The 24977-nt window shown below is 38.1% G+C and carries 20 protein-coding genes; all 20 read right to left on the bottom strand.

Going from position 1 to position 24977, the window contains the following annotated elements:
- Positions 1-57: 57 nt before the first annotated feature.
- Positions 58-951 (bottom strand): permease-like cell division protein FtsX, encoded by an 894-nt coding sequence (ftsX, locus tag RGF10_RS03470; protein WP_318507327.1) that lies wholly within the window; start codon positions 949-951, stop codon positions 58-60.
- Positions 941-1627, bottom strand: a complete 687-nt coding sequence (ftsE, locus tag RGF10_RS03465) for a cell division ATP-binding protein FtsE (RefSeq protein WP_318507325.1) — start codon at positions 1625-1627, stop codon at positions 941-943. The genes ftsX and ftsE overlap by 11 nt, the downstream gene beginning before the upstream one ends.
- A 394-nt stretch (positions 1628-2021) precedes the next feature.
- Positions 2022-2354 carry a cytochrome c551 gene (gene cccB / locus RGF10_RS03460; protein WP_318507323.1) on the bottom strand — a complete coding sequence of 111 codons (333 nt, stop codon included), beginning with the start codon at positions 2352-2354 and terminating at the stop codon, positions 2022-2024.
- 55 nt (positions 2355-2409) lie between these two features.
- Positions 2410-3279, bottom strand: coding sequence for a YitT family protein (locus RGF10_RS03455; RefSeq protein WP_318507321.1), 870 nt, complete (start codon positions 3277-3279; stop codon positions 2410-2412).
- A 622-nt stretch (positions 3280-3901) separates the two neighbouring features.
- A protein-coding gene (prfB, locus tag RGF10_RS03450) for a peptide chain release factor 2 (RefSeq protein ID WP_318507319.1) occupies positions 3902-5003 on the bottom strand; the annotation gives its coding sequence in 2 pieces (ribosomal slippage) (positions 3902-4930 and positions 4932-5003; 1101 coding nt in all).
- Positions 5004-5187: 184 nt separating this feature from the next.
- Entirely contained in the window at positions 5188-6483 is a 1296-nt protein-coding gene (locus RGF10_RS03445) for a hemolysin family protein (RefSeq protein ID WP_318507317.1), read from the bottom strand.
- Between the two features lie 171 nt (positions 6484-6654).
- Positions 6655-7338, bottom strand: a complete 684-nt coding sequence (locus tag RGF10_RS03440) for a zinc metallopeptidase (protein WP_318507315.1) — start codon at positions 7336-7338, stop codon at positions 6655-6657.
- Positions 7339-7476: 138 nt separating this feature from the next.
- Positions 7477-8280, bottom strand: coding sequence for a TerC family protein (locus tag RGF10_RS03435; protein ID WP_318507314.1), 804 nt, complete (start codon positions 8278-8280; stop codon positions 7477-7479).
- Positions 8281-8599: 319 nt separating this feature from the next.
- Complete coding sequence (locus RGF10_RS03430; protein ID WP_318507312.1) at positions 8600-10441, bottom strand: Ig-like domain-containing protein; 1842 nt, start codon at positions 10439-10441, stop codon at positions 8600-8602.
- A gap of 588 nt (positions 10442-11029) precedes the next feature.
- Positions 11030-12838 carry a cytochrome c3 family protein gene (locus tag RGF10_RS03425; protein ID WP_318507310.1) on the bottom strand — a complete coding sequence of 603 codons (1809 nt, stop codon included), beginning with the start codon at positions 12836-12838 and terminating at the stop codon, positions 11030-11032.
- A gap of 282 nt (positions 12839-13120) precedes the next feature.
- Positions 13121-15085 carry a cytochrome c3 family protein gene (locus tag RGF10_RS03420; protein ID WP_318507308.1) on the bottom strand — a complete coding sequence of 655 codons (1965 nt, stop codon included), beginning with the start codon at positions 15083-15085 and terminating at the stop codon, positions 13121-13123.
- Positions 15086-15203: 118 nt separating this feature from the next.
- Complete coding sequence (locus RGF10_RS03415; protein ID WP_318507306.1) at positions 15204-15851, bottom strand: 6-bladed beta-propeller; 648 nt, start codon at positions 15849-15851, stop codon at positions 15204-15206.
- Between the two features lie 25 nt (positions 15852-15876).
- Positions 15877-16170: a hypothetical protein gene (locus RGF10_RS03410; protein WP_318507304.1), complete on the bottom strand. Its 294-nt coding sequence runs from the start codon at positions 16168-16170 to the stop codon at positions 15877-15879.
- Positions 16171-16277: 107 nt separating this feature from the next.
- Positions 16278-16712 (bottom strand): tetratricopeptide repeat protein, encoded by a 435-nt coding sequence (locus tag RGF10_RS03405; RefSeq protein WP_318507302.1) that lies wholly within the window; start codon positions 16710-16712, stop codon positions 16278-16280.
- Positions 16713-16909: 197 nt separating this feature from the next.
- Entirely contained in the window at positions 16910-18085 is a 1176-nt protein-coding gene (locus tag RGF10_RS03400; RefSeq protein WP_318507299.1) for a NapC/NirT family cytochrome c, read from the bottom strand.
- A gap of 85 nt (positions 18086-18170) precedes the next feature.
- Complete coding sequence (locus RGF10_RS03395; protein ID WP_318507298.1) at positions 18171-19526, bottom strand: NapC/NirT family cytochrome c; 1356 nt, start codon at positions 19524-19526, stop codon at positions 18171-18173.
- 649 nt (positions 19527-20175) lie between these two features.
- Entirely contained in the window at positions 20176-21522 is a 1347-nt protein-coding gene (locus tag RGF10_RS03390) for a cytochrome c3 family protein (protein WP_318507296.1), read from the bottom strand.
- A gap of 470 nt (positions 21523-21992) precedes the next feature.
- A complete protein-coding gene (locus RGF10_RS03385; protein ID WP_318507294.1) occupies positions 21993-22637 on the bottom strand; it encodes a hypothetical protein in 645 nt (214 codons plus the stop codon).
- A complete protein-coding gene (locus RGF10_RS03380) occupies positions 22609-23283 on the bottom strand; it encodes a cytochrome c3 family protein (protein WP_318507292.1) in 675 nt (224 codons plus the stop codon). The genes RGF10_RS03385 and RGF10_RS03380 overlap by 29 nt, the downstream gene beginning before the upstream one ends.
- Before the next feature lie 127 nt (positions 23284-23410).
- Positions 23411-24760 carry a cytochrome c3 family protein gene (locus tag RGF10_RS03375; protein WP_318507290.1) on the bottom strand — a complete coding sequence of 450 codons (1350 nt, stop codon included), beginning with the start codon at positions 24758-24760 and terminating at the stop codon, positions 23411-23413.
- Positions 24761-24977: the final 217 nt, after the last annotated feature.

Genomic DNA, 24977 nt, shown 5'->3' with positions numbered 1-24977 from the left:
CCGCTCCAATCAACAGATTGCTCATAAATCAACATTGTGCTTAACTTAAGCTTTCGTTTATACCTTTAAGAATTTACGTACAGACATTAAGCTTCCCCAAACACCGATTAGTGCACCCATTAAGAGAAGCAGTCCCGATATTTGAAAAATAAATGGCGAAAATTCTAGCAGTTGTACAAAATGATCCTGAAGCTTCGGCTTTAGGTAATCATATACATAATAGTAGGAAATACCGATTACGATCATTGGTAAAATAGAACCAAGAATACCAAGCCATAGACCTTCTAAGAAAAATGGCCAACGGATAAAGGCATTGGTAGCACCAACCAGTCTCATAATCTCAATCTCTCTTCTTCTTGCTACAATCGTTATTTTTATTGTATTCGAAATAAGGAAAATGGCCGTGAACAGTAATCCTGCAATTAGGACAAGTCCTACATTTCGACTAACCTTCGTAAATCCAAATAGCTTTTCCACTTCACCTTGGCCATATTTAACCTTGGCAGTATATTCAAGCTTATCGATTTTTTTTGCTGTTTTCATCGTATCAACCGGATTTTTCGTTTTTACGATAAATACATCGTTTAGTGGATTGTCTTGTTCGAACAGTTTAAATGCTTCTCCCTCTTCACCAAGGCTTTCAATAATGCCCTTTAATTCATTTTCCTTTGAGGAGAATTTAACACTTTTTACCTCTGAAATCTGTTCGATTTTTGCCCTTAACGCCTGTTGATCTTCTTTATTGGCAGCAACGTCGATATGAACACGAATTTCAACGTCTTCCTCGATAGAAGTTGCCACATTATTAAGGTTCATCATTATCACGAAAAATACACCGACAAGTAGAAGTGTGACCGTAACAGCTCCGACGGAAGCAAATGTCATCCAGCCGTTTCTGGCAATACTTCGTAAGCTTTCTTTTACATGACGGCGAATAGTTCTAATTTTCATAGCCGTATTCACCCTTCTGTTCATCACGGGCAATCTTGCCTGACTCAATCGCAATAACACGTCTCTTAATCGTATTAACGATTTCACGGTTGTGCGTTGCCATAACAACAGTAGTGCCCCTCGTGTTGATTTCTTCAAAGATGTTCATAATTTCCCATGATGTATCAGGGTCTAGGTTTCCTGTTGGTTCATCTGCAATGACAACCTTTGGTGCATTGACGATGGAACGGGCAATGGAAACACGCTGTTGCTCTCCACCAGAAAGCTCTGAAGGGAGCATTCTTGCTTTATGTCTTAACCCCACAAGGTCTAAGGTTTCCATTACTTGTTTTTTAATGTATTTGGGCTGCTCTTCAATTACCTCTAAGGCAAATGCTACGTTTTCATATACATTTAATCCTTGAAGCAACTTAAAATCCTGGAAGACGACGCCAATATTTCTACGCAATAGCGGAACTTTGCTATCTTTAATTCTTGATAAATTTACACCATTAATCATGATGTCACCCTTTGTTGGCTTTTCCTCGCGGTACATCATCTTAATAAAAGTAGATTTCCCAGCACCACTTGGACCAACAACATAGACAAATTCACCTTGTTTTATTTGGACACTGATCCCATTTACGGCTGTTACCCCATTGGGATATTTTTTGTAAACATCCTGCATTTCAATCATCTATATCACCTGTAGTCAAAGTATGTCATAGGAGCCTTCAATGAATAAAAGCTATTCGACAAATTTTTTATTTTTTATTTCCACGCGACAAATTGAACAAAGAAACAACAAAATAGCCGTCGTTCTGACAACACAATTAATTATAACATTATAGTATGTTAAATTGATGATAAAAAATATTACAGTTTCGTATCATACCTGCTACTTAAGGCATAATTTACCTACATAGGACATTCGCCTTATGTCATTATTTGTAATTAATTCACAAAAAATCCTAGTCTATTCAAATAAATATTCGACACAGACCAACAAAACTCCACACCGATATTATATTAATATAATTAATTAAAACAAATTAAAAACGCCCCAGATTATCTGGAACGTTTATGTTATCTTATTTTTTCTCAGCTAACCATCCAGCAACTGCTGATGCATCATCGCCAGTTAACTGACCTTTTGGCATCGCATTTCTACCATTTAGAATAACTGTTTCAATTTCATCTTTAGAAAGTCTTGATCCTACTTGAGTTAAATCTGGGAATGAACCGCCACCGCCGCCTTTGAGGTCAGCACCATGACAGCTTGAGCATTTTTGTGAAAATAATTTTTCCGGATCAGCACCGCCGCCGCTAGCCGTGTCTTTCGTATCATCTCCGCCACCGCCACAGGCTGCCAATGTTAATACTAGTGATGCTCCGACTAATAATCCAAACAACTTCTTTTTCATGCCAAAATCCCCCTTGGATTGTCAATATATGCAATTCAAGAATATTATAACAATTTTATGTCCGATTGAAACCCTCTCCAAGAACTTCTGCCGCTTCCATAACGATGACAAATGCAGTCGGATCAATGCTTCTTACTAATTGTTTCAATTTTGTGAACTCTGTGTGATTAAACACACACATAATAATTGGCCGTTCCGAATCGGTATAACCACCATACCCAGATAGTTTAGTAACACCACGATCCATTTGTTTCAAGATTGCTTCGCGTACTTCTTCTTCATTATTCGTAATAATCATGGCCATTTTTGACAGACCGAGTCCGACTTGGACGAGATCAATGGTTTTGCTTGTTGCAAACAAACTGAGCAAGGCATACAAACCACTCTCGATATTAAACACAAGCGCAGCTGAAAGGACGATTAATCCATCAATCACCGCTACACATGTACCAAGTGACATACCACTATATTTATGAATGATTTGTGCCGCGAGATCCGTTCCACCTGTAGACGCCTTACCGCGAAAAACGATACCAATCCCCAGACCAACTAATATTCCCCCAAACAATGAAGCTAAAAGCGGATCCTTTGTCCACGGTGCCCAATCACTTGTTAAAAACACGACAAACGGTAAAAAAATAGTCCCCACCAGTGTCTTGACTCCAAATTGCTTCCCAAGCAATACGACGCCTGCAATAAAAAGCGGGATATTTAACGACCATTGAACAAAGGCCGGCTTCCATCCTAAAACCTCAAAAAGAATGGTACTAATTCCGCTTACTCCGCCTGATGCAACTCTATTTGGCAGCAAAAACACATTAAAGGCAATCGCCACTAAGGCTGCTCCGATTAAAATAAATATGTATTCCAGCATTTTACCTGCTACTGAGTTTCCCCCGTATCCTTCTTGTTTTCTTTTCAGCATGTTTTGTTCTCCTCTTTTAAACTTAAATATAATTTCAAAATAATTTTTTATAAACGAGAGTGAGTATAGCATGTGGGTGTACCTTTGTAAATGCCAGTTAATTAGCGTGATAAAGCGATAAAGGTACTACATTAAAATTCAAGTTCAGGCTTCATTATGATGGTTTCCTTATTGGGTAGTGGTTGGCTCAAGTAGGATAAGTTCATTACCCTATTTTCTTTTTTGACTGTCAATTAGGCCACTAATTGGCTTTTTAATTAACCTATTGTCTTGTTCGGCTGTCAGTGAGGGCACTAAAAATTTTTTAATGTCCTCAATTTCCTTTTCGACGGCGTGTTAGGGCACTATTATTTTTGGTTACCTCAATTTCCTTTTCGACTGTCAGTTAGGTACTAAAAGTCTTTTTAGTTACCCTTATTCCCATTTTGATTGCTAGTTAAGGCACTAATAGACTTTTTAGTTAACTCATTTCCCTTATTGGCTGCAAGTTAGGGTACTAATATAAATCGTTGAATCATTGGTATTTCTTTTAGAGTGTGAGTTTTCATTTGGGATTATGAAAAATAGCAAAAATAAAGCCTTTGCCACCATTTGGCAAAGGCTTTATTTTTGCAAAAAAACTTTAATTTAGCTTCCAACGTAAGTAAGCATCGATAAATTGGTTTATGTCTCCATCCATTACGACTTGAACGTTGCCGCTTTCGGTGCTGGTACGGTGGTCCTTCACCATGGAATAGGGATGGAATACATAGGAGCGAATTTGACTCCCCCAACCGATTTCCTTTTGTTCACCGCGAATCTCAGCCAATTGCTCTTCCTTTTTTTCAATTTCCCTTTGATAAAGCTTCGCCTTTAACATCTTCATGGCTGCTTCACGGTTTTTGATTTGGGAGCGTTCCGATTGGCATGTTACAACAACTCCTGTTGGAGTATGCGTAATCCTCACCGCTGAATCCGTTGTATTGATATGCTGACCGCCTGCACCAGTTGCACGATACGTATCAATCTTCAGGTCTTCCGTACGAATTTCAACCTCAATTTCGTCATTAAATTCCGGCATAACCTCGCAGGAAACAAATGACGTGTGGCGGCGCCCTGAGGAATCAAAAGGAGAAATCCGTACTAAACGATGGACACCCTTTTCAGCCTTCAAATAACCGTATGCATTATGGCCCTTAATCGCAAGCGTGACACTCTTAATTCCGGCCTCATCGCCTGGTAGGTAATCCAATGTTTCGACCTTGAAACCTTTTTTCTCAGCCCAGCGCGTGTACATCCGCAACAGCATCGAACCCCAATCCTGAGATTCTGTACCACCTGCACCCGGGTGAAGCTCCAAAATTGCATTATTTTTATCATATGGCTCACTTAAAAGCTGTTCAAGCTCAAACTTGCTCAACCGTTCCGTTAGCTCGATTAATTCCGTTTCTAATTCTCCCTGCAGTTCTTCATCTGCCTCTTCCTTCACCAACTCATAGGTCAGCTCAAGATTTTCATAGGATTCGTTGAGTTCATAAAAGACATGGACCTGATCCTTGAGGGCATTTGATTCACTGATTACTGCCTGTGCTGCTTGCTGATCATCCCAAAAGTTTGGCTGAAGCATCACATCATCAAGCTCGGCAATTCGCGCCTCCTTGTTTTCCAGGTCAAAGAGACCCCCTAAAGCCCGCTAACTTATTAGCTGTTTTTTCAAGCTCGTTTCGAATATCCGCTAATTCCATCCTACGTCACCTCTAATAAAAGTTATATACTATTATAATCGTTTTCACCAATGATGGTAAAGCCAACACGTTTAATTATGGAAAGACTTCAGAAATCATGCCAGAAAATTTGTTTTTACGATAACAATTTATTCCCGTTAAAGCTGAAAAAGCAGTTCTAAATGAACTGCTTCTGCCCTACCAGTTATTTCTTTTTTACATCTAAAAATAATATATGATGGCCTTCGATTTCTTTTACTTTAAAAATATAACCGTCCGCTTCTATTTCATCGCCTACTTTGGCATCAATGTTTCGCGTTAAGAACCATCCACCGATTGTATCAACATCTTCTTCATCAAGGTTCGTTCCCAAAGTATCATTGACCTCACCAACGAGAACCCGGGCACTAAAAATGTATTGCTGCGGACCGACCTTACGAATTTCAGCTACTTCATCCGCATCAAATTCATCACGAATTTCACCGACAATTTCCTCGAGAATGTCCTCAACTGTGACAAGTCCAGATGTTCCACCATACTCGTCAAGCAGGATGGCCATATGAATCCGTTCCTTCTGCATCTTGACTAATAGATCGTGAATTGGAATCGTCTCAATGACGCGAATGACAGGTTTAACAAGTTTACCTAAATTAAATTCCGTTTTTATATCATGACTAGTCAGTTTTAGGGTTAGGACTTCTTTAATGTTAATCATACCGAGAATGCTATCTTTATCTCCATTAATGACGGGATATCGCGTATATTTCTCGTTACGAACGGTCTCCATAATTGTTTCGAAAGAATCTTCGATATCAAAGCTAACGATTTCTGTGCGCGGCACCATTATTTCTTTGGCAATCCGCTCGTCAAATTCAAAAATATTGTTGACGTAATTCAATTCATTTTTATTAATTTCGCCACCTTCATAGCTTTCTGAAAGAAGAATTCGCAGTTCTTCCTCAGTATGCGCCAATTCATGCTCGGCTGCAGGCTTTAATCCGAACAAACCTACAAACAAACGAGCGGAACCGTTAAGCACCCAAATAAACGGATACATCACCTTATAAAACACAATGATTGGGCGTGAGAATAGCAAAGCAACTGCCTCTGCTTTTTGGATGGCAACTGTCTTTGGAGCAAGTTCCCCGATAACGACATGTAGGAACGTAACGGAGGCAAAGGCAATACCAAATGATAAGAGAGAAGAAAGTGAATCGTTTACTTGCCATCGTTCAAATAAGGGATGAAGCATCCGCTCAACTGTAGGCTCACCTAACCAACCAAGTCCTAATGCTGTTACCGTAATCCCAAGCTGACATGCCGACAAATATTCATCCAAATGGTTGATCACTTTTTTTGCTGAGATGGCTCCTTTTTTGCCCTCAGCAATTAACTGGTCAATCCTGGAGCTCCTAACTTTTACGATCGCAAATTCGGTTGCTACGAAAAATCCGGTTAATGCAATTAATAATGCTACTAATAATAAGTTTATAATAATCAACAAGTTACCTTACAAATGTAAGGATTACACCTCCTGGATGTGTAAAAAAATAGGGCTAAACATGTGTGTTGATTTCCGCTACAGGCGCTCCCTTTCCGCGGGGGAGTCCCGCGCCTTCCTCTACAATCAACATAGTTTAAAAATTTTATCTAGCTAAAGCAAAGTATTAGATTAATCATCGTCACCTTGCATAAAAATCATGACATATTTTAATAGCTCAAGCAGTGAAATGAGCGCAGCAGCTACATAGGTTAAAGCAGCGGCGTTTAATACTTTTTTCACTCCGTCCTCTTCATCGTTGTAGAGGAAACCTTCTGCAATCATAAGATTTCTTGCTCTAGAGCTGGCGTTGAATTCAACTGGCAGCGTGATTAACTGAAAGGCAACAGCGACTGAGAAAAAAGCAATTCCTAAACCGATTAAAGAGAGTGCTTGAAACAAGAACCCACCAAGTAATAGGAAAGGCGCAATTCCTGAGGCGATATTAACCGCAGGAAACATGCGATGTCTTATTGTAAGAGCCTTATAGCCCTCTTTATGTTGAATAACATGTCCAATTTCATGAGCTGCTACCGCAATCGATGAAATCGAGCGTCCATAATATACCGCTTCAGACAAACGAACGACCTTATGAATCGGATCATAGTGGTCAGAAAGTGTTCCGCGTACAACCTCAATCGGAACGTTAGAAAGGCCATTCCGGTCAAGTAGGTGTCGGGCCACTTCAGCACCAGAAGCACCTGTTCTAGTTGGTACCTCGACCCACTTGTTAAATGTCCCCTTTACTCGAAATTGTGCCCAAATCGAAATTCCAAATGCAATGATGATTAAAAAATCCATTGGATGAAAAAACAAGCTTCATTCCTCCTATAAAATTAATACGATGTGTTAAAAAGACTAACTAGGAACGGGTGTATAAACTGGAAACCCGCTCCCTCACAACCGATTTAGATACTTAGTTATTACGAATAACAACGCAAAAGGTTTCATGATTTAAATAGCATTTGTTTCATTTTCAGAAGCTACTACAGGCTCTTCCACTTTTTCTTTCGAAAAAAACCAACCGCCGACGGCGATTCCAATTAAGACAACGTAGAAGGTAATTTTCCACAGCATCGAATGTGAAAACTCTTCGTTTAAAACACCTAATGCAGGGTGTGAAAGGGTGTATACGGCAAGTTTAACACCGACCCAACCAACGATCATAAATGCAGCGATTTCCAGTCCAGGACGCTTGTGGAGCAAATCAACAAACAAGTTCGCTGCAAAACGCATAATAATTAATCCAATCATCCCACCAGCAAAAATAACTAAGAATTTTCCACCATCAAGTCCACCTATGTTCGGCAATGGAGTATCAGGAAGCATAACGGCTAGTGCTACTGCAGCAAGGATCGAGTCAACGGCAAATGCAATATCCGCCACTTCGACCTTTAGTACAGTCACCCAAAAGCTAGAACCCTTCTTCGATGTCTCCACTTTTGCTTGGGCAGATTCTTCCGCCTTGCCTTTAACCAGCTTGCGAAAGATATGATTTCCAGCCATAAATAGAAGATAAAGTGCCCCTACCGCTTGCAGCTGCCATACGTCGACGAGATAAGAAATCGCGAACAACGAACCAAATCGGAACAGAAATGCACCAGCTAAACCATAAAATAGTGCTTTTTTTCGTTCTTCTACCGGCAGATGCTTCACCATAATCGCTAATACAAGGGCATTATCTGCAGCAAGTAATCCCTCTAACACGATTAGGACTAATAAGACCCAACCATACTCTAATAATAATGATAATTCCATATAAATAATCCTCCTTTTAAAAGTTAGGTTTTTATAAAAGTCACATCCCTAGGGCAACGAAAAAGGCCTCTACCGATGTGGTAAAGGCCCGAAAAAAACAAAAAAGACCTTTACTAAAAATTAGTAAAGGTCTCGCTAACAACGTCACGTTGCCAATAAAGCCGGAGAAAACACGTTTTCTCGGAATGACGACTTTACTGTCCAGCTACTCCCCTTTAAAAGGAAATATGATATTAAGATAAATGTACGGGAAAAATGGGGAAATGTCAATAATAAAATAAAACCCGAGTGTGATAACTCGGGTTTTATCTGGTGTAGCTTATTTAGGAGCATGCGCGGCACTTAAGGCTTTTTGCTCTGGTGTATCTCCTGTTCCATGACAAGAGGAACAGGCGGCAGTATCCGTCCCCTTGTGTCCATCTCGACTCGTATCCAGTCCTTTCCCAGTGACCCCATAAATACCAGTTGAACTATTATGGCATTTTATACAGAAATCACGTTCTTTAAAGGCATCCCATTCACCAGTTAAAGCTGTAAATGCCCTTCTGTCTTCATGCCCAATCTTATCTTTTAAGCTTTTAATATTTTTTGCCCCATGAGTACCATGACACTCTGCACAAGGAATATGGCCACTATCAGGGGTATTAATGTTTAATGAGCTTCCATCAGCGGCAGAAATCCTGTGTTTTGAATTGCTGTCAGTATAGAAATTTTTTATATTGGTAACATTATTTTTGCTTCCATCATGACATCGGAAGCAGAGTGCAAAATCACCACTATTCCCCGTAGCTGTTGATTTTCGGTAATGGAGAACCTTATATCGAACAACAATAGGGTCACTTGAATCCTTTGGCACGTAGTCCTTCACTCTTCTTGTATCACTTTCATGGCAGGATTCACAAAGCTGCTTATCACTGTCATACATTTCTGGAGAAACACCTTCAACAGCAGGATGATTCTCAACAACAAAATGATCATCTAATAAATTGGGATTTTCTGCACTCCAATTCAAATGCTGATTATGGCAAGCAGAACAATCTGTTGCTGTTTTCTTCACTGATGGGTCATCATATGCCGGAAAGTGGTCGTTTTTATTCATATTTTCTGGAGTAGCGGCAACTGTTCCATCATGACATGCCATACAGTAATTATATGTGTCATATTCAAAACTAGGCTGCTCCAGTTTCGTCCCACCTTTCGAATCATGGGTCCGATGACAATTTCCACAAGTATTCGAGTTTGTCGATACATTTCCGTGAGGGTCATTCAAATTATGATAAATCACCTTATTATCTATAAATTTGTTTAAATCGGACTCTCGTTCAGTAGTAAACTTTTTTATTACCTGGAAAGTTGGATTTCCTGCCTCATCAGTTGATATTGTAGGTTCAACCTGATTTTTATCAATAAGTAAAGGATTGACTAACACATAATAGGTTGTACTTGTTTTTAACGGTGAGGTTGGTGTAAATACCACCTCTACATTAAAATCATCCTTTTCAGTAATGATTATATTCCCTAATATATTTTCACCTTTACTATTAAAAACAATTATTGGATTCTTAATTGTTTCACGCTTAATCATTTTTTCATCCGTTATTAACATCTTAATACTGGTATTTATTTTAACATTATTCATGTCTTCATTAGAGATTAAATTGATTATTGGTTGTTCTATAGTAGCTACGCTATCTGATAGATTAACCTCTATAGAAGATATTTTAGGTCGAGTATTATCCAGGGTAAACGAATAAGTTTGGGTGCCCGTATTATTATTTAGGTCTGTTGCCTTAATAATGTAAGTGAAATTCCCATCAGGTAATCCTTCTGGTAATGAAAAAGACCAGTGCCACTTATCTCCTACTAATTGCGGGTCCGTCATTATTGAAGTGTGAATACTATTTAAACTAGAGTTAAATAACTCTAATTCAAAAGTAGGTTTTGTACCCGATATTAACCCATCAAATGCTACCCCATTAATAGAATCCTTATTATTTAAAATAGAAGAAGTATTATTTGATATTGTTGGTGCTGTGGTGTCAACTGTAAAGTTTAGCGCTGTTTCTGAAACAGTTTGTGAAAAATTTTGATAATTAGCGGTTGCGACAATTGTATATTTATAATTACCATCCCCTAAATCCCGGGAAAAGTATACGACCAATTTTGACCGTTTGGGATAAAAGATGCAACTGGATTACCATTTTCATCTTCTATTACCATTTCAACGTTCACTAAACCTTCAACATCAGCAACAACTACCGAACCAAATACAGTGGTTCAGGGCACCCAGCACTGAATTGCTATCAATGGTTATAGTGGGGCCTGCCGCAAAACTAATAGTAGGACGGATAGAGTTTAGAAAAAATTGAACGATGATAAAAGCAATCAAGTAGGGTCTTATTTTTTTTAACATCATAGAGCCGTCCTTTCTACTATTCCCATATTATTGAATAGTTTACTAATGTAATATTTTTATAAAACAACATTATTCACATCGTTATATTTTAAAACTACCGCACGGTAATTATAGTTCATATAGTAATGTAAAAGAATAGACAAAATGTGATTGTTACTTGACATTTTGGACACAATTTTTAGGTGAAAAAGCAAAAAAGACCTTTATAGTTATTAAGTTTCGTTCACAACCTAAATGCACACAAAAGATAAATATAATAGTAACTAAAAAAATCCAAGTTCTGTGGAATACAGGACTTGGATTTCCTCTAATATATGTTTATAAAATGATAGTCTATGGTGTTTGGACATTTTTCGGTTTTGGACTATGAACAACTTCCTCAATTGTATTGGATTGGCTATGACATGTTTTACAGGACGCTAACGGTTCAGGGTGATTCGCTTCTGACAGCGCTTTTCCTGTTACACCATAAATGGATGTGGAACCATTATGACATCTGATACAGAACTCTTTCTCTTTTGCTTCCCAATCTCCGCTAGTATATGAAAAAGCTGATTGTTGGTTTTCATGCCCTATGTTTTCTTTTAGTAGTTTTAGGTTTGTTGATCCATGCGTATCATGACACTCTGAACAAGGAATTGCTCCATCTAATTGTGATCCATCTGTTGCTGTTAATCTGTGCATAGAATCCGTTTGCTGATAGTATTTCAATATATCCTTTGTTCCATCCTTAAGCTCTTGGGTACTGTTATGACAGCTAAAACATAGGTCGTAATCACTGTCTAGTCCTTTGGAAGATGAGGATTTCCGATAATGAAGTACTCTATATGGAGCAGGCAATTTATCTAATGCCGCTTCCTGTTCGGCCTGATTTTTATAGGCTTGAGTGTTCATCCCGTGACATTGTTCACAAAGTTGAATTCTGCTGTCAATTTCCCCAATAATCTGTCCATCACTATAATTATCATTGTGCTTGTATACATAATGATCCTTCAAGAAATTAGGATTTTCTGCACTCCAAGTTAAATGCGGATTATGACATGAAGTGCAGGAACCCGCGCTTGAATAATGTTCAGAATCCGGAACGACATCATGCTTAGATATAATGCCAGTTTTAAAATTAAAAGGACCAGGGGCCACAGTCGTACCATCATGACACGCCATACAATAGCTATCATCCAATGTGGTATCCTTTGGTGTATAGTCAGGTGTTGGCTGACTTAAATTGTTTTTAGTTGAAACATGTATTCCATGACAATTTCCACATGTATTTACATTTGATGTGTAGTATCCATGTGGATTTTGATCCCAACTTGACATATCGGGGTTTATAACAGCATTTCTGACAGTGACACTAACAGTAGTAAATTTTTTCACAATTGGAAAAACATTATTTCCAGCGTCATCCGTGAATGGTGCATAACCGGACTGTGTCTGTTTTGGAATTAGCGAGGAGTTAAATATTATAAAATAGTTCATACTTGGTAGCAAGTATTGGGATGGTTGGAATTCTATCATTGAAGTTGTCGGATCAAACGTAGCTGTACCTTCAATATTAGTAAAGTTCTTATCGAAAATAGTTACTGGGCTAGGTATATTAACCTTTTCTGAGTAATTATTAAGGGAATCATTATCTGAAATCTTGATTTTTATTGTCGTATTAATTAAAACCCGGCTCATACCTTCATTTTGGAGTAAGTTAAACTCTACTGGTGTGGTTGGTGTGTTCACGTCATAATACTGCAAATAAACAGAGTCAACATGTGGACGGGTTACATCAACATTAATTTTCGATAGATTTGAAGGATTAGCAGTTTCATAAGCCATTACATATAAAGTATTTGGTTTTTGGGTAGTTGATACAGATACTGACCATTTATTGAATTCATCTGGAGTAATCGACGATAATAATTGGTCGGTCGAATCATATAAACCTATTGAAATTTGCTCTTTGGGAATTGTACCGTAAGTAATAACACCATCAATGGTTGTAACCCCATTTTGTAATTTAATATCATTGATTTTCATATTAGGAAGGGCTAAGTCTTCGGCATTAACTTTTAGCGGGATTAAGGATAAAAGAATGGTTATTAAGAGTAATAAGTAACTGCTGTGAAATATTCTGAAGTTTTGTCTGTCCATATTCTGCTCATCCTTCTTTTATGCCAATATTTTTCATATATCATTGGCTTTTATTACAAGTGTCCTTAGGAAGAATAATAAAGTTTATATAAATATATTTTTATTATACTCATATTAAAAAAGGAATTGAGTAACAGAGCAGTGAAGAATATTTGACAACTTTGTGACCGAATGTAATAATGTAAAAAAACAAGGTAACAACGCATGAGCGTCATTACCTTGTTCAATTGGATATTTTCTTTCTGAGCTATCAAATAGTAGGGCTATTTGGTAGCTTAATTATTAAGGTTGAAGTACTACTTCACCAGAATCAATAACTGATTGGCTAATTTTACCACCAGTAGCTGCATATGGCTCTAATCCGTGAGGATCGTTGTCATCATTGAAGCTTGTAGTATTCTTTAACTGTTCAGCTTTAGAGTCTGTGTGACAGCCCCAACATACTGACATGTTAGTGAAACGCTTAAGAGCAGAAGAAGCGTTTTTGTCTAATAGGTAATCAGTTGCTTTAGCATTGTCACCTTCGAATTCCCCACCAGGAGCAGTTAATGATGCAAGAGTCTGGTTATGAGCATCCATCATGATAGTTACATCAGTTCCGTGAGCATAGTGACAGCGTACGCAAGTATAAGAGTCACTGTCTGTGCTGTGACGGTATGCTGTAGAGAATGTACCAGTAGCAGAACCAGAGTGAGCTAAGTAGTCAACGTGACATGTTGCACAGTATTGATTTAACTTAACACCTTCACCTTTGAATTCGCCAGTACCGTTCATTAAGCTAGTAGAATCAGATTTATAAATAGGTACTCCATTTGTTGCATCGCCGAATTTAGCAATTAATTGAAGGTCAAGATTTACTGTGTAAGCCTGACCTACATCAGCTGTTTTAACATCATCAAGGTAAGTGCCTGTTGAGTAAATAAAACCTTTATTAAATGCAATTTCAGAGTTTCCTAATTCATTATCGTGGAAGTCAGCGATATAAACGTAGTCTTTACCGCCCTGGCCATCATCAATAGCCCATTTTTGGTCTTTATCATCAACTACTCCATCAGGAGTTCCTGCAGTTGGACCAGTTACGTCAGTTGGCTGTTTATAGAAACGAGTATAGTAGTTCTTAGGAGAACCATATACATATCCGTATAACCAAGGATTTTTAGATTTTACCCAAGAAGTTCCTGATTTTTCCATAACAGTAATAACAGTTGTTGTAGCAGGGTCAGCTCCGCCAAGGTCAGCAGCAAGTAATGAGAAATCTGAACCTTTACCTTTAACAGCAATATAATTGCTATCTGTTACAGCAGATGTAGCAGGTTTAGCAGTGAAGTCATATACTGTTGCACCTTTAAGACCGATACCACCGTCAGCTTTCTTAGCTAGACCCATTCCATTTGGATTGTAGTGTAACAAACGGTCAGAATAAGAACCGTGTGGGCTGTGACAGCTTGCACAGTTGAATTCGCCTACCCAAGTACCAGAGTTTGCAGCACCGTTACCACCAGGAGCAGCTTTGATTTGAACAGATCCGTCAGCTAAGTGAACAGACATGTTACCTTGGTGTGTACCACCGAAAGTACCAGCATTAGATGCTTCAAATACGTTGTAGAATCCTAATGTACCATCGTGACAAGCAGTACAAGTGTTGTAAACACCGTCTTTGAATAACAAACTCTTAGATGCACCTGTATGTGTTTGGTGACAGCTTGCACAAGAGTTTGTGTTGTTTTGGTATTCGCCGTGTGTTCTGTGGTTGCCTGTAGTACCGTCGTTTTTAACCATGTCTTTTGACTTGATTACTTTACCAACAGTAGTACCATCATTAGTTGTAACACCTAGCCCTGATTGGTTAGCGTTGGAAAGTGTATTGTCTACATCGTTAGAAGAAATATCAGTGTTTGACTTAGATTTTACATCGATAGTAGAAACTCCAGTATCATTAACACCGCCATTAGTTGTAACTTCAACAGTATAAACCGTGCTGTGTGCAAATTTACCAGAAGCTGTGTAAGTAGTAGTTGCTACAGTTTGTGTATCAACTACAGTTGCACCATCTTTAACTGTAACTGTATAACCAGTTACGCCTGTAGCTGTATCAGCATTCCATTTTGCAGTTAAAGTTGCAGCATCATTATCCAAACTTGCTCTTAAGTTTGTAACACCAAATGCAGCAGCCATTGCGCTTGCACTGAACAATAGAAGTAATGCTAGTGCAGTCAACAATGAGAAACCTATCTTTCTCTTTGACATTCTAAAAACCTCCCTAAATCTTGTTTGATTTTTTCTCTCTCTAGTAAATTCTTAAGAATACATTCTATCGCTAATTCCAGGCATCACCACCTTTAAGGACTAACTATTTATCATGATTTTAATAATAAATAGCTACGCGTTGATTTAAGGTATCGGTTATATATACATGATCGGTGTCATCCACAAAAAGTCCATTTGGCAGGTAGAATTGCTCGTTTGCGTCACCCATTCCACCAAATTCAAAGGCTTTTTCACCTTTAGCATTAAATCCAATAACATAATGCGTCATATTATTTACGATGTAAACGATTCCCCGAGAATCAATACCAATTCCACGAGGGTTTACAAAAGTGGAGCTCCCTTTACCATCTTTTGATCCGTTAATTGTATTTTTATATTTTCCTTCTTTATTAAAGATTTCAACACGTTGATTACCTGAATCTACGACATAAATATTACCGTCTTTATCAGCAGTTACAGCATTAGGAGCTCTCAATTCACCGTCATTTTCACCAGATTTACCGACAGTAAGTAATAACTTCCCTTTTAGATCAAACACATAAACTTGACTGTTTTCGATATCAGTTACATAAAGCTTGTTCTCTATGATACGTAAACCACCAGGAGACTTTATTACATTGCTACCATTTTCTTTAAAGTAATCGATAAATTTTCCTTTTTTATCAAAGATAGAGATATTTCCGTTATATAAGTCTGCTACATATACATTTCCCTTTTTATCACCAGTTACTCCATACGGGAACATAAACTCTCCCTTAGCGGAGCCTTCTTTACCAAATGTAGAAATTGGTGTTCCGGGTAGAGTCGAAGATTTGAACACGTTTATTCTTTGTATCAGAAACGTAGATAAATTCACCAATTTTTGCGACATCCATCGGTTTATCTAAGGCCTTATCAAAATCACCATATATTAGTTGACTAAAAGCAGGAGGTCCGTTTCGGTCAACAATACTTTTTGCTTTTTCTACTTTATCTTGTAAATTTAAGAAGTAAATAGCTACAAATGCGATGATCGTTAAGCTGACGATGACACCCATCCATTTATAGACTGTTTTTTTCTTCACATGTTCCAACTCCCTTTAGTCATGTAAGTTATTTTTTATTAACTCGATCTAGGCCAGCAAGCGCTTCTTTGTGTAAAGGGTCATAGGTCAGAACATCTTTATAGATATCAGCAGCCTCTTTCTTCATTCCTTGATCCTCTGAGAGCCGGCCAATTTGATAGATAATATCTGTATTTCCTGGGCATTAATTCATTTGCTTTGTTAAGAGCTTCAAGAGAATCCTTATACATTTTAAGTTTTCGGTAGATTGTCCCCATTTGGAGTTGACCCTTATAATCTCTTGGGTTAATTTCCACTGTTTTTTGTGCTGCCTTCAAAGCATCATCAAAGCGATTTTCATCGTTATATACAATTGATAGATTTAAGTATGCATCATAGTTTTTCTTATCCAGATCTAATGCAACTTTTAATTGTTTAATTGCATCATCGTTTTTACCCTTTAAAAAGTAGGTATATCCAAGATTTACTCTTAATGCTGGGTCATTTGGCTTTGCATCGACTTTATCCTTATAGTAGGCAAGTTGCTCGTTAATACGATTCATATCTACATCAGACCAAAAATATTTATTGCTTATATAGTATCCTGCTCCTACTGAAACACCGAGTGTAAGAGTTAAAATTAATAACGCCTGCCACCATTTAAAACGGTCATTTTTCGGTGATTTTCCTTTTTTTCATTTGATTCAGGTTGTTTACCTGAATCCTTGGAGAGTTCATTTGCAGTACTTTCCATAAGAGATCACTCCTCATTGTTCTCGGTATTCTCAATGTTTACTATATTCTTTGCGCTTTCTTGAGCATCCTTATCAATATGACAACTACCGCATTTAGCTTCGTTATGACATTGATAGCAGCTTCTAACAAGTTTTTGATTTGGACTCACTTCGATTGGATGCCTGTCCCTCCAACCTATGCTTCTTGCATGACTACTTGGATGACAGGAAGCACAAGCAACAATATTTATCGGAGAGTCACTTTGTTTTTGGATACTGTGACAAGCAGTACAACGTTCTTTATTTTTTTTCGCTTGCGCCCCATGCTCTGTCACAAAATATTTTGTGTGACTTGCTGGCCGCTTACTATGGCAATCACTGCAGAAGGTGTTTTCCTTGGCATAATTGTACTGGTTCTTTTTCTTTGGTTGTACTTGGTTACCATTTAGGATTTTTTTTAGAGTTGATTCCTCATCATAGCCCTCTATTGGTTTAGTTGACATGTCCTTATGGCACATATTACATTTCTGGAGATCTGTTGCAGCCTGTTCGCCATGAGTTCCTAGTTTAAAATCTTCTTTTTTATGGCTTTTTGGAATCATTCCTGTAGTATGGCAAGCTGAACATTCTGTAGTCACCTTCCGTGCTCTATGGCATTCCATACAGCTTTCCATATCAGGCTTTACAAATTTCAAATCACTCATCGCAACTGTACCGACTGTATCATCCCATTTATCATAATCAGCCTGAAATGTCATTCTACGATCAGAGATTTTTCCATGAGCTGTACCACTGTGACACTGAATACACTCAACATCTTTTGCTTTATGTTTGTCATGGGGAATGATAAGATCCCCTGATACACTGAAGTTTCGGGTATTTATATTGTGACACCTTTCACATGCTGAATCTGGTATTTCTTTTGGCATTCGGATTGGAGCAACATAGGTGTTCGTTTTTTTCTTATACACCTGCATCAAACCATTAGCTTTTGCCTTGGTAAAGTTCTCAGCACCTGGGCTAATATGACACTGTACACAATCAACTTCGCTATGACTGGATGCTTTCCAAGTATAAAATTCAGGTTTCATCTCGTGACAAGAGGAGCAGAATTTTGAACTTGACGTTGATTCTACTCCTACATATCCGAGTGCAATAAAAACAGTGATAAAAACCAGGATCAAGGTCATTGCTTTTATCACCTTATATTTCGTCAGCTGGGGAGGGGGGTCTGTTCGATCTGTTCTTCTTCCATCTGAGTTCCCTCCTATTTAAAGCGGTTAATCGTTAAAGCTTTTCACTTTTAAATCCAGTTCTATGACAGAATTGACAATAAACATCTGTTGGCGCCTTGATATCGGTTGATGCCTCGTTTGGCTTTTCTTTGTCGTGACAGACGTAACAATTATCCTTCGCTTCGTTTGTTTGTGCCTGTGAAGCATGTGCCGTTAACCATGTGTCACTATCGACGTGTCCTGGAGGACGGTTTGCGTGACATGCGCTACAGAAATGGTTTTGGCGAGATTCACTTTTGACAACAAGGATATTCTTTGTATATTTTTCTTTATCTCCGCTGTCCATTAGTAACTTCTGAATATCTTGTTTTGCAAACTTCTTAATCCATTTTGAATCTTGGTGACAATCCATACACTTATCTAGTTTATCTAAAGCAGTACCACCGTGACTTTGTGCCCATTGTTCGTTTTGATGGTTTTTAGGTGTACTCACTTCGATATGACAAGTTTTACACTCCATTGATAGCTTTACATCTATTTTTTGTTTACCAATGGCTTGGAGGATAATGTTTTGCGTTTTATCATGACTAATTTTTTCAGTTTCAGCAGCACTTACCTCAGTAGCTTCTGCTTCATGTTCTTCGCCTTCTTTTGTAGCTTCTTTTTCATCATGCTTTTTACCATGGGTGCTCTCAGGAAGACTATACCCAACATCCTTCCAAGGCTTTTTGCCCTGGTTGACTTGATCGTGACAGTCAATACAGGTTCCCATATTAGGACGCATATACTGTTCGCCCATCAATTTTTCAGCATTGTCTGCAGTCCAGTAATCTAAGTTTTCTTGAGTGTTAAGTCCACGTTCAACCGCTTTGGCGTGAACAACCCCACTATGACATGTGATACATGGGATTCCCTCTTTAACATGACCTTTATGATTTACTTTCAGGTCACCAGTTGCAGTAACTAAACGGTTTTGCGAGTGACATTGTTCGCAGTTTTCGTTTAATACTGGCACTGTTTGTGCAATTGGGTTTGGTGGTCCAACAACGTGATAGTAAACTTCTTTTAGTGCTTCGACTTTATGGACTAAAGTATTACCGATACCTGGCTTCACATGACATTGTACACAAGAAATTTGGTTGTGCGCACTGGCTGTGAACGTTACATGCTCTGGAGCCATCTCATGACAGGTTTTACAAAATGTTGGAGTTGAAGTAGCTGCGACAGCTCCGTACATAACTCCTAGTAATGCAATAAAAGCAAATAATGATACAAATAGAGCCTTCCAGCGGTTAACAGGATTCTGCCAATCTATACCACGGAACTTCCTCCAAAGTCTTCGGACCAGACCGGGTTTCTTTTCCCCTGGATTTTCTTCTTGGGTCTTTTTCTTTCTCCCAAAGGCCACTGATGTTCACCCTTTCTGATGTTAATCATATCTTGTTATTTTTCTATGTTTTTTACCTCTCTAAAGTTAGTATCTTACTTTGTAAGGGTTTTTTCCAATGGACAATTTGTGAAAAAAGATGCATTACTTTTTATTTAGTTTTTACACATTCTAGTAAAAAAGGTGGAGATTAAATAATAAAATTGAAACCGCTTAAACAGGAAAGAAAGCAACGCGATGACGGTGTTAAATACTTTCCTAATAAATTATTTCACTATCAAAATCATACTCAAAAAAAACTCACAAAAATCACATAAAAGTGACAGAATGGAAACAATTGTGTCTACTCTATGTGAACAAAAACAAGAGAGATGAATGGAGTAGTTTTTTATATAGTAGTTTTGAAGGTTCAACTAAATAATGCTTAATCAATTGAAAAAAATATTCAGAGATAATAAAAGAGCAGGATTGAGCGATGAAGAAGATCATCGTTCAATCCTGCTCTTTAGTTATGTGGATTTTAATAATCAAAAAGTTTGGAGCAATCGTACACCATTCAGAGATTGAGCCACTAAAAAAGATAAATTCACAAACTTTTTGTCAAATAAGTGAAGTGTGTTTTTTGTGAAGAAAATGTTCTCTATTGTTGTAAAACATGATTACCTTTTTACTATTTTACACTTGCAATAGTCTCGCCAACAAATCCGTTTTTATGACAAAACTGACAGTATACGTCCGAAGGTGCTGTGATTCCCTTGCTTGGTTCAGGCTTCTCAAAATTATGGCATACATAACAGCCTTCACGGGCTTCCTTTGAGTCTCCTGCCATTCGATGCGTGTCTGTTAACCAAGTATAACGGTCTAGATGATCATCAGGTCTTGAAACAGAATGGCAGGTAATACAGAAATCGTTCTTGCGGGATAACTCTTTTATTGAAATAGGATATTGAACACTTTTTTCCAGTTCTTTATCTTCAGAAAGCAATTCTCTTATATCCTGTTGCTTAAATTTTTTAACCCATTTAGAGTCCTGATGGCATTTTAAACATTCATTCAAATCATTTAATGCAAAGTACCCATGGCGTTTCCCCCATGTTTCTTCACCATGATTTTTAGGAGTATTAATTTTTTGATGGCAGACGAAACAATCCATTGAAATCTTTACACCGTCTTTTTGGTGGCCGAGAGCCTGAAGGATTATTTTTTGTGTGTTTTCCGGAACGTCACGTTCAAGGACTCCCGCTTCCATTTCCGGTGTGGGCTTGAATGCAGAAATGCTATCACTATCTTTTTTTTCTGCAGGATTTTCTGGTAAGCTATACGCAATATCCTTCCATGGTTTCTTCCCTTGATTTACTTGGTCGTGACAATCAATACATGTTCCCATATTTGGTCTGACATATTCTTCATCTATTAGCTTTTTTGCGTTTGCCGTCGTCCAGTAATCATATGTATTTGATCTGTTAATACCTCTTTCAACCACTTTAGCGTGAGCAACCCCGCTATGGCAGGTAATACATGGGATACCCTCCTCGATGTGGCCATCGTGATTAACGATTAGGTCCCCGGTTGCGGATATTAGGCGATTTTTCGAATGACACTGCTTACAATTTTCGTCTGAAACAGCGACGGTTTGAATAATCGTATCCGGCGGTCCAACAATATGGGAGTAAACTTCCTTTAGTGACTCTACTTTATGTATGACTAAATTAGCTGTTCCAGGTTTAATATGACACTCAGTACATTTTATTTGATTGTGAGCGCTTGCTTGAAAAGTCACATGCTCCGCTGCCATTTCATGACAAGTCGCACAAAAAGGGGGAGTGGAGGTATAGGAAATTGCTCCATATATTAGACCTAGTAAAGCAAGAAATGCGGTTAACGCAGCAACAATTAGCTTCCAGTGATGTAAGCTTTTCTTTTTTTCTCGGCTATTTTTATATTCCTCATGATTTTCAGTCCATTCGACGGGTTTTTGATCTGGCTCAATATTCTCCTTTTTTATCCAAAAAGCCATAACAATCCCCCCTTATAATCATATTTTACCAAAGCTAGTACTCTCCAAAAAGACATTTTAGTAAAATAGTACCACAAAAGAGCGGTTTGTTGTCTCTCTTTTTTATGAAATTTCTCGCTATGTAAAATGCCATTCTACAGTGCTAATAAGAAATACACCATTGAATATATTTTTAAAGGAAAATAGTATTCAAATAAAAATGGAGAAACAAATAAATATAGTGTCCTCTTAACATGGACATTGTTTTAGTCAATTCGAAGTGGAGGTTTTTCCAAAAAGTAATTAAAATACATCTTTCTATGGCTGCGCTGCAACAGAACCAGATTTGTAGTAACTAGTATTTACGAAAAATGTATTGTCATGATGACAACCCCAACATATTGACATGTTAGTATAACGTTTTAGAGCAGATGAAGGATTTCTATCCAACATATAATCTCTCGCCAAGGCAACCCGTACGGATTTGATTTTTATATCCGGGAAGTAAGTTGGATCTGTAATAATTTCGTTAACCGTTTCCCCCGTGCATCTTTCATTAATGTAACATCCGTTCCATGAGCATAATGGCAGCGTACACACGTAAATCGGTCTGAAATGGTTGTATGTCGGTACGCATGGCTAAATATTCCTGTTAATGAACCAGATTTGGCTAGATAATCAGTGTGGCACGAAGAACAAAATGCTGACATCGACTTTCCTCTACCATCATTAGCGGACCAAAGTGTTGAAACATTTGTTGTTGTAGCATGAAATGCTGAATATTTTGGATCTGTACTTGTTTGAACGTCAAGCTTAACTACATAGGCACGTGAAATATTTGCAATTAAAATATTTGATGGAAACACTGCGTCTGCATCATTTGCCTTAGCTGCAATAAAGCCATTTCCAAGAATGACCCCTTCTTTTAGCAAATCGGCATGGAGCAATTGAGGGGAATCAGCGGATTCATAGAATGCGGTCCAATATAATTTACCTAACTTTAGATCCCAGTCAAATCCAGTTAACCAAGGATCTTTTTCAGCAACATAGGTTGTGCCATTCTTCCTATAAAGTTGAATAACTACATCTCCTTTGTTTAATCCCGTCTTAACATACTCCAGGTCCCACAGAAGCATTGGGATAGGATATAGAGGGATCGCTCATTAAGGTAGTTTTTAATAAAATGTAACTGGCTGTAGCACCCGTAAAAGTTTTTACTACCGGGACCCCAACCAATCTTTTCCCACCCTTATCAGCGGTTACATTCCCCATATTATTTGGATTATTTATTAATAAACGGTCAGAGTAGGACCCGTGGGGATTATGACAGCTGCCACATGAAAAATTAGCGGTCCAGTTATCTTCTTCACTTTTGCGGTTTCCGCCTGGAGCCGCTTCATTTTTAAGAGCTGAGTTTACATTGTGAATCGACATATTCCCAGAATAAGAGCCACCGAAACTACCAGAAGAATCATTTCCAGTAAACACATTATAGATTCCTAAGGAACCGTCATGACAGGCCGTACAGGTTGAATATACCCCATTATGGTAGAAATAGTTGCTAGAAACCGTTGTAAGAGGTTCATGGCAGCTTCTACACGAGTTGGTGTTGTTTTGAAATTCAATGTGAACGCGGTCTGAAAAATCCTGTCCATTGACTTGTGAGGTGGTCTCAGTTCGATTAACGGTTTCTAGGATGGTAGGCGACATCACTTTGGCAACAATTATCAGCATCAACACTAAAACAATAATTACGCTTAATGGAAATTTTAATTTTTTCATTTCCAAAAGCCCCCCTTCTCAAACTCCTTGTTCGTTCAGGAGATTTTGAGATGACAAAAAGGGGCACAACTCTGAATCTCTAGTTGTGCCCCTTAGTTAAAGCAGTTTGGATATTATGAATTATATTTTAAAGTTTTTCACCCTTAAACCCAGTACGGTGACAGAATTGACAGTAAACGTCAGTTGGCGCTTTAATTCCTGTCGCATTTTCATCCGGCTTTTCTCGATCATGACAAACATAGCAGTTTGCCTTTTCTTCGTTTGTTTGTGCCTTTGGTGCGTGGGCGGTTAACCAAGTGTCACTATCGAGATGTCCTGGAGGACGGTTGGCGTGACACGTACTACAGAAATGATTCTGGCGGGATTGATCTTTAACCTGAATCATATTTGCAGTATATTTTTCTTTGTCAGAACTAGTATTTAATAATTCATCAATATTTTGTTTTCCGAAATGCTTAATCCATTTTTCATCTTGATGACAATTCATACATTTATCAAGTTCTTGGAAGGCGTAGCCACCATGATTTTGATTCCATTCAGCAATATCATGGTTTTGTGGTGTATTAATTTCTTGGTGACAGGTGAAACATTCCATTGAGAGTTTTACATCTGTCTTTTGCTTCCCGATAGCTTGAAGAATAATATCCTGTGTAGCCTCTTTGCTCTTTTGCTCTTCCTCTGCTGCGCTTAGTTTCGCAGCCTCTGCTTCATTACCCTTTGTCTTATCACTGTGTCCCTCAGCGTGAGGATTTTCAGGCACTCGGTAAGAATAATCCTTCCATGGTTTTTTACCCTGATTCACTTGGTCGTGGCAATCAATACAAGAACCCATATTCGGCCTCATATATTTTTGGTCCATTAGTTTATCAGAGTTTTCCATCGTCCAAGCGTCATACGATTCAGAACCATTAATTCCACGTTCAACAACCTTTGCATGCGCCACCCCACTGTGACATACAACGCAAGGGATTCCTTCTTTGATATGTCCTTCATGGTTGACGATAAGATCTCCAGTTGCCGTTACTAAGCGGTTCTTTGAATGGCACTGTTCGCAGTTTTCATCCAATACAGCCACGGTTTGGACAATCGGATCTGGCACACCGGTAATATGATAATATACCTCTTTTAAAGAACCAATCTTATGTAAGACCATTTCAACATTCCCTGGTGCAATATGACACTGGACACATGTCACTTGATTGTGAGCACTTTTTTCAAAGGTAACATGTTCCGGCGCCATTTCATGACACGCCTTACAGAAGCTTGGACTATTGGTAAATGCGATTGCTCCACCAACAAAGGTTAATCCGAAAATGACAATAAATAATGAAACAAATAATAACTTCCAGCGATTCACTGGATTTTTCCAATCAATACTTCTAAATTTCCGCCAAAGCCTACGGATTAAGCCTGGTTTTTTCTTACCTTCAGGATTTTCTTCTGGAGGACCCTTCTTCTCTCTTTTCCAAAAAGCCATGATCATCACCTCTCTATAAATCTAGAAACGGTAAAATTATCTCTCTATAACAATAGTATCTTACAAGATATGGGTTAATTACCAATGTATATTTTGTGAAAAGATGCTCAATTCAGATAATTATACTTTTAACATTTTAAAAACGATATTAACCTAGATAAAGGTAAAAAAGTAGTTTGGTTCCATTATTTGAATTTTACTGGTGAGTTAAATTGTG

Source organism: Bacillus sp. T3 (assembly GCF_033449965.1).
In the GTDB taxonomy this organism is placed as follows: Bacteria; Bacillota; Bacilli; order Bacillales; family Cytobacillaceae; genus Bacillus_BU.
This window is presented reverse-complemented; position numbering and strand designations above follow the sequence as displayed.

Excerpts from the sequence above, each read along its gene's own strand:
- RGF10_RS03390 (WP_318507296.1), bottom strand. The coding sequence starts at position 21,522 with ATGGCTTTTTGGATAAAAAAGGAGAATATTGAGCCAGATCAAAAACCC.
- RGF10_RS03375 (WP_318507290.1), bottom strand. The coding sequence starts at position 24,760 with ATGGCTTTTTGGAAAAGAGAGAAGAAGGGTCCTCCAGAAGAAAATCCT.
- RGF10_RS03425 (WP_318507310.1), bottom strand. The coding sequence starts at position 12,838 with ATGGACAGACAAAACTTCAGAATATTTCACAGCAGTTACTTATTACTC.
- cccB (WP_318507323.1), bottom strand. The coding sequence starts at position 2,354 with ATGAAAAAGAAGTTGTTTGGATTATTAGTCGGAGCATCACTAGTATTA.
- RGF10_RS03415 (WP_318507306.1), bottom strand. The coding sequence starts at position 15,851 with ATGTTCCCGTATGGAGTAACTGGTGATAAAAAGGGAAATGTATATGTA.
- RGF10_RS03385 (WP_318507294.1), bottom strand. The coding sequence starts at position 22,637 with ATGCTTCTGTGGGACCTGGAGTATGTTAAGACGGGATTAAACAAAGGA.
- RGF10_RS03405 (WP_318507302.1), bottom strand. The coding sequence starts at position 16,712 with ATGAATCGTATTAACGAGCAACTTGCCTACTATAAGGATAAAGTCGAT.
- RGF10_RS03455 (WP_318507321.1), bottom strand. The coding sequence starts at position 3,279 with ATGCTGAAAAGAAAACAAGAAGGATACGGGGGAAACTCAGTAGCAGGT.
- RGF10_RS03435 (WP_318507314.1), bottom strand. The coding sequence starts at position 8,280 with ATGGAATTATCATTATTATTAGAGTATGGTTGGGTCTTATTAGTCCTA.
- ftsE (WP_318507325.1), bottom strand. The coding sequence starts at position 1,627 with ATGATTGAAATGCAGGATGTTTACAAAAAATATCCCAATGGGGTAACA.
- RGF10_RS03420 (WP_318507308.1), bottom strand. The coding sequence starts at position 15,085 with ATGTCAAAGAGAAAGATAGGTTTCTCATTGTTGACTGCACTAGCATTA.
- ftsX (WP_318507327.1), bottom strand. The coding sequence starts at position 951 with ATGAAAATTAGAACTATTCGCCGTCATGTAAAAGAAAGCTTACGAAGT.
- RGF10_RS03380 (WP_318507292.1), bottom strand. The coding sequence starts at position 23,283 with ATGAAAAAATTAAAATTTCCATTAAGCGTAATTATTGTTTTAGTGTTG.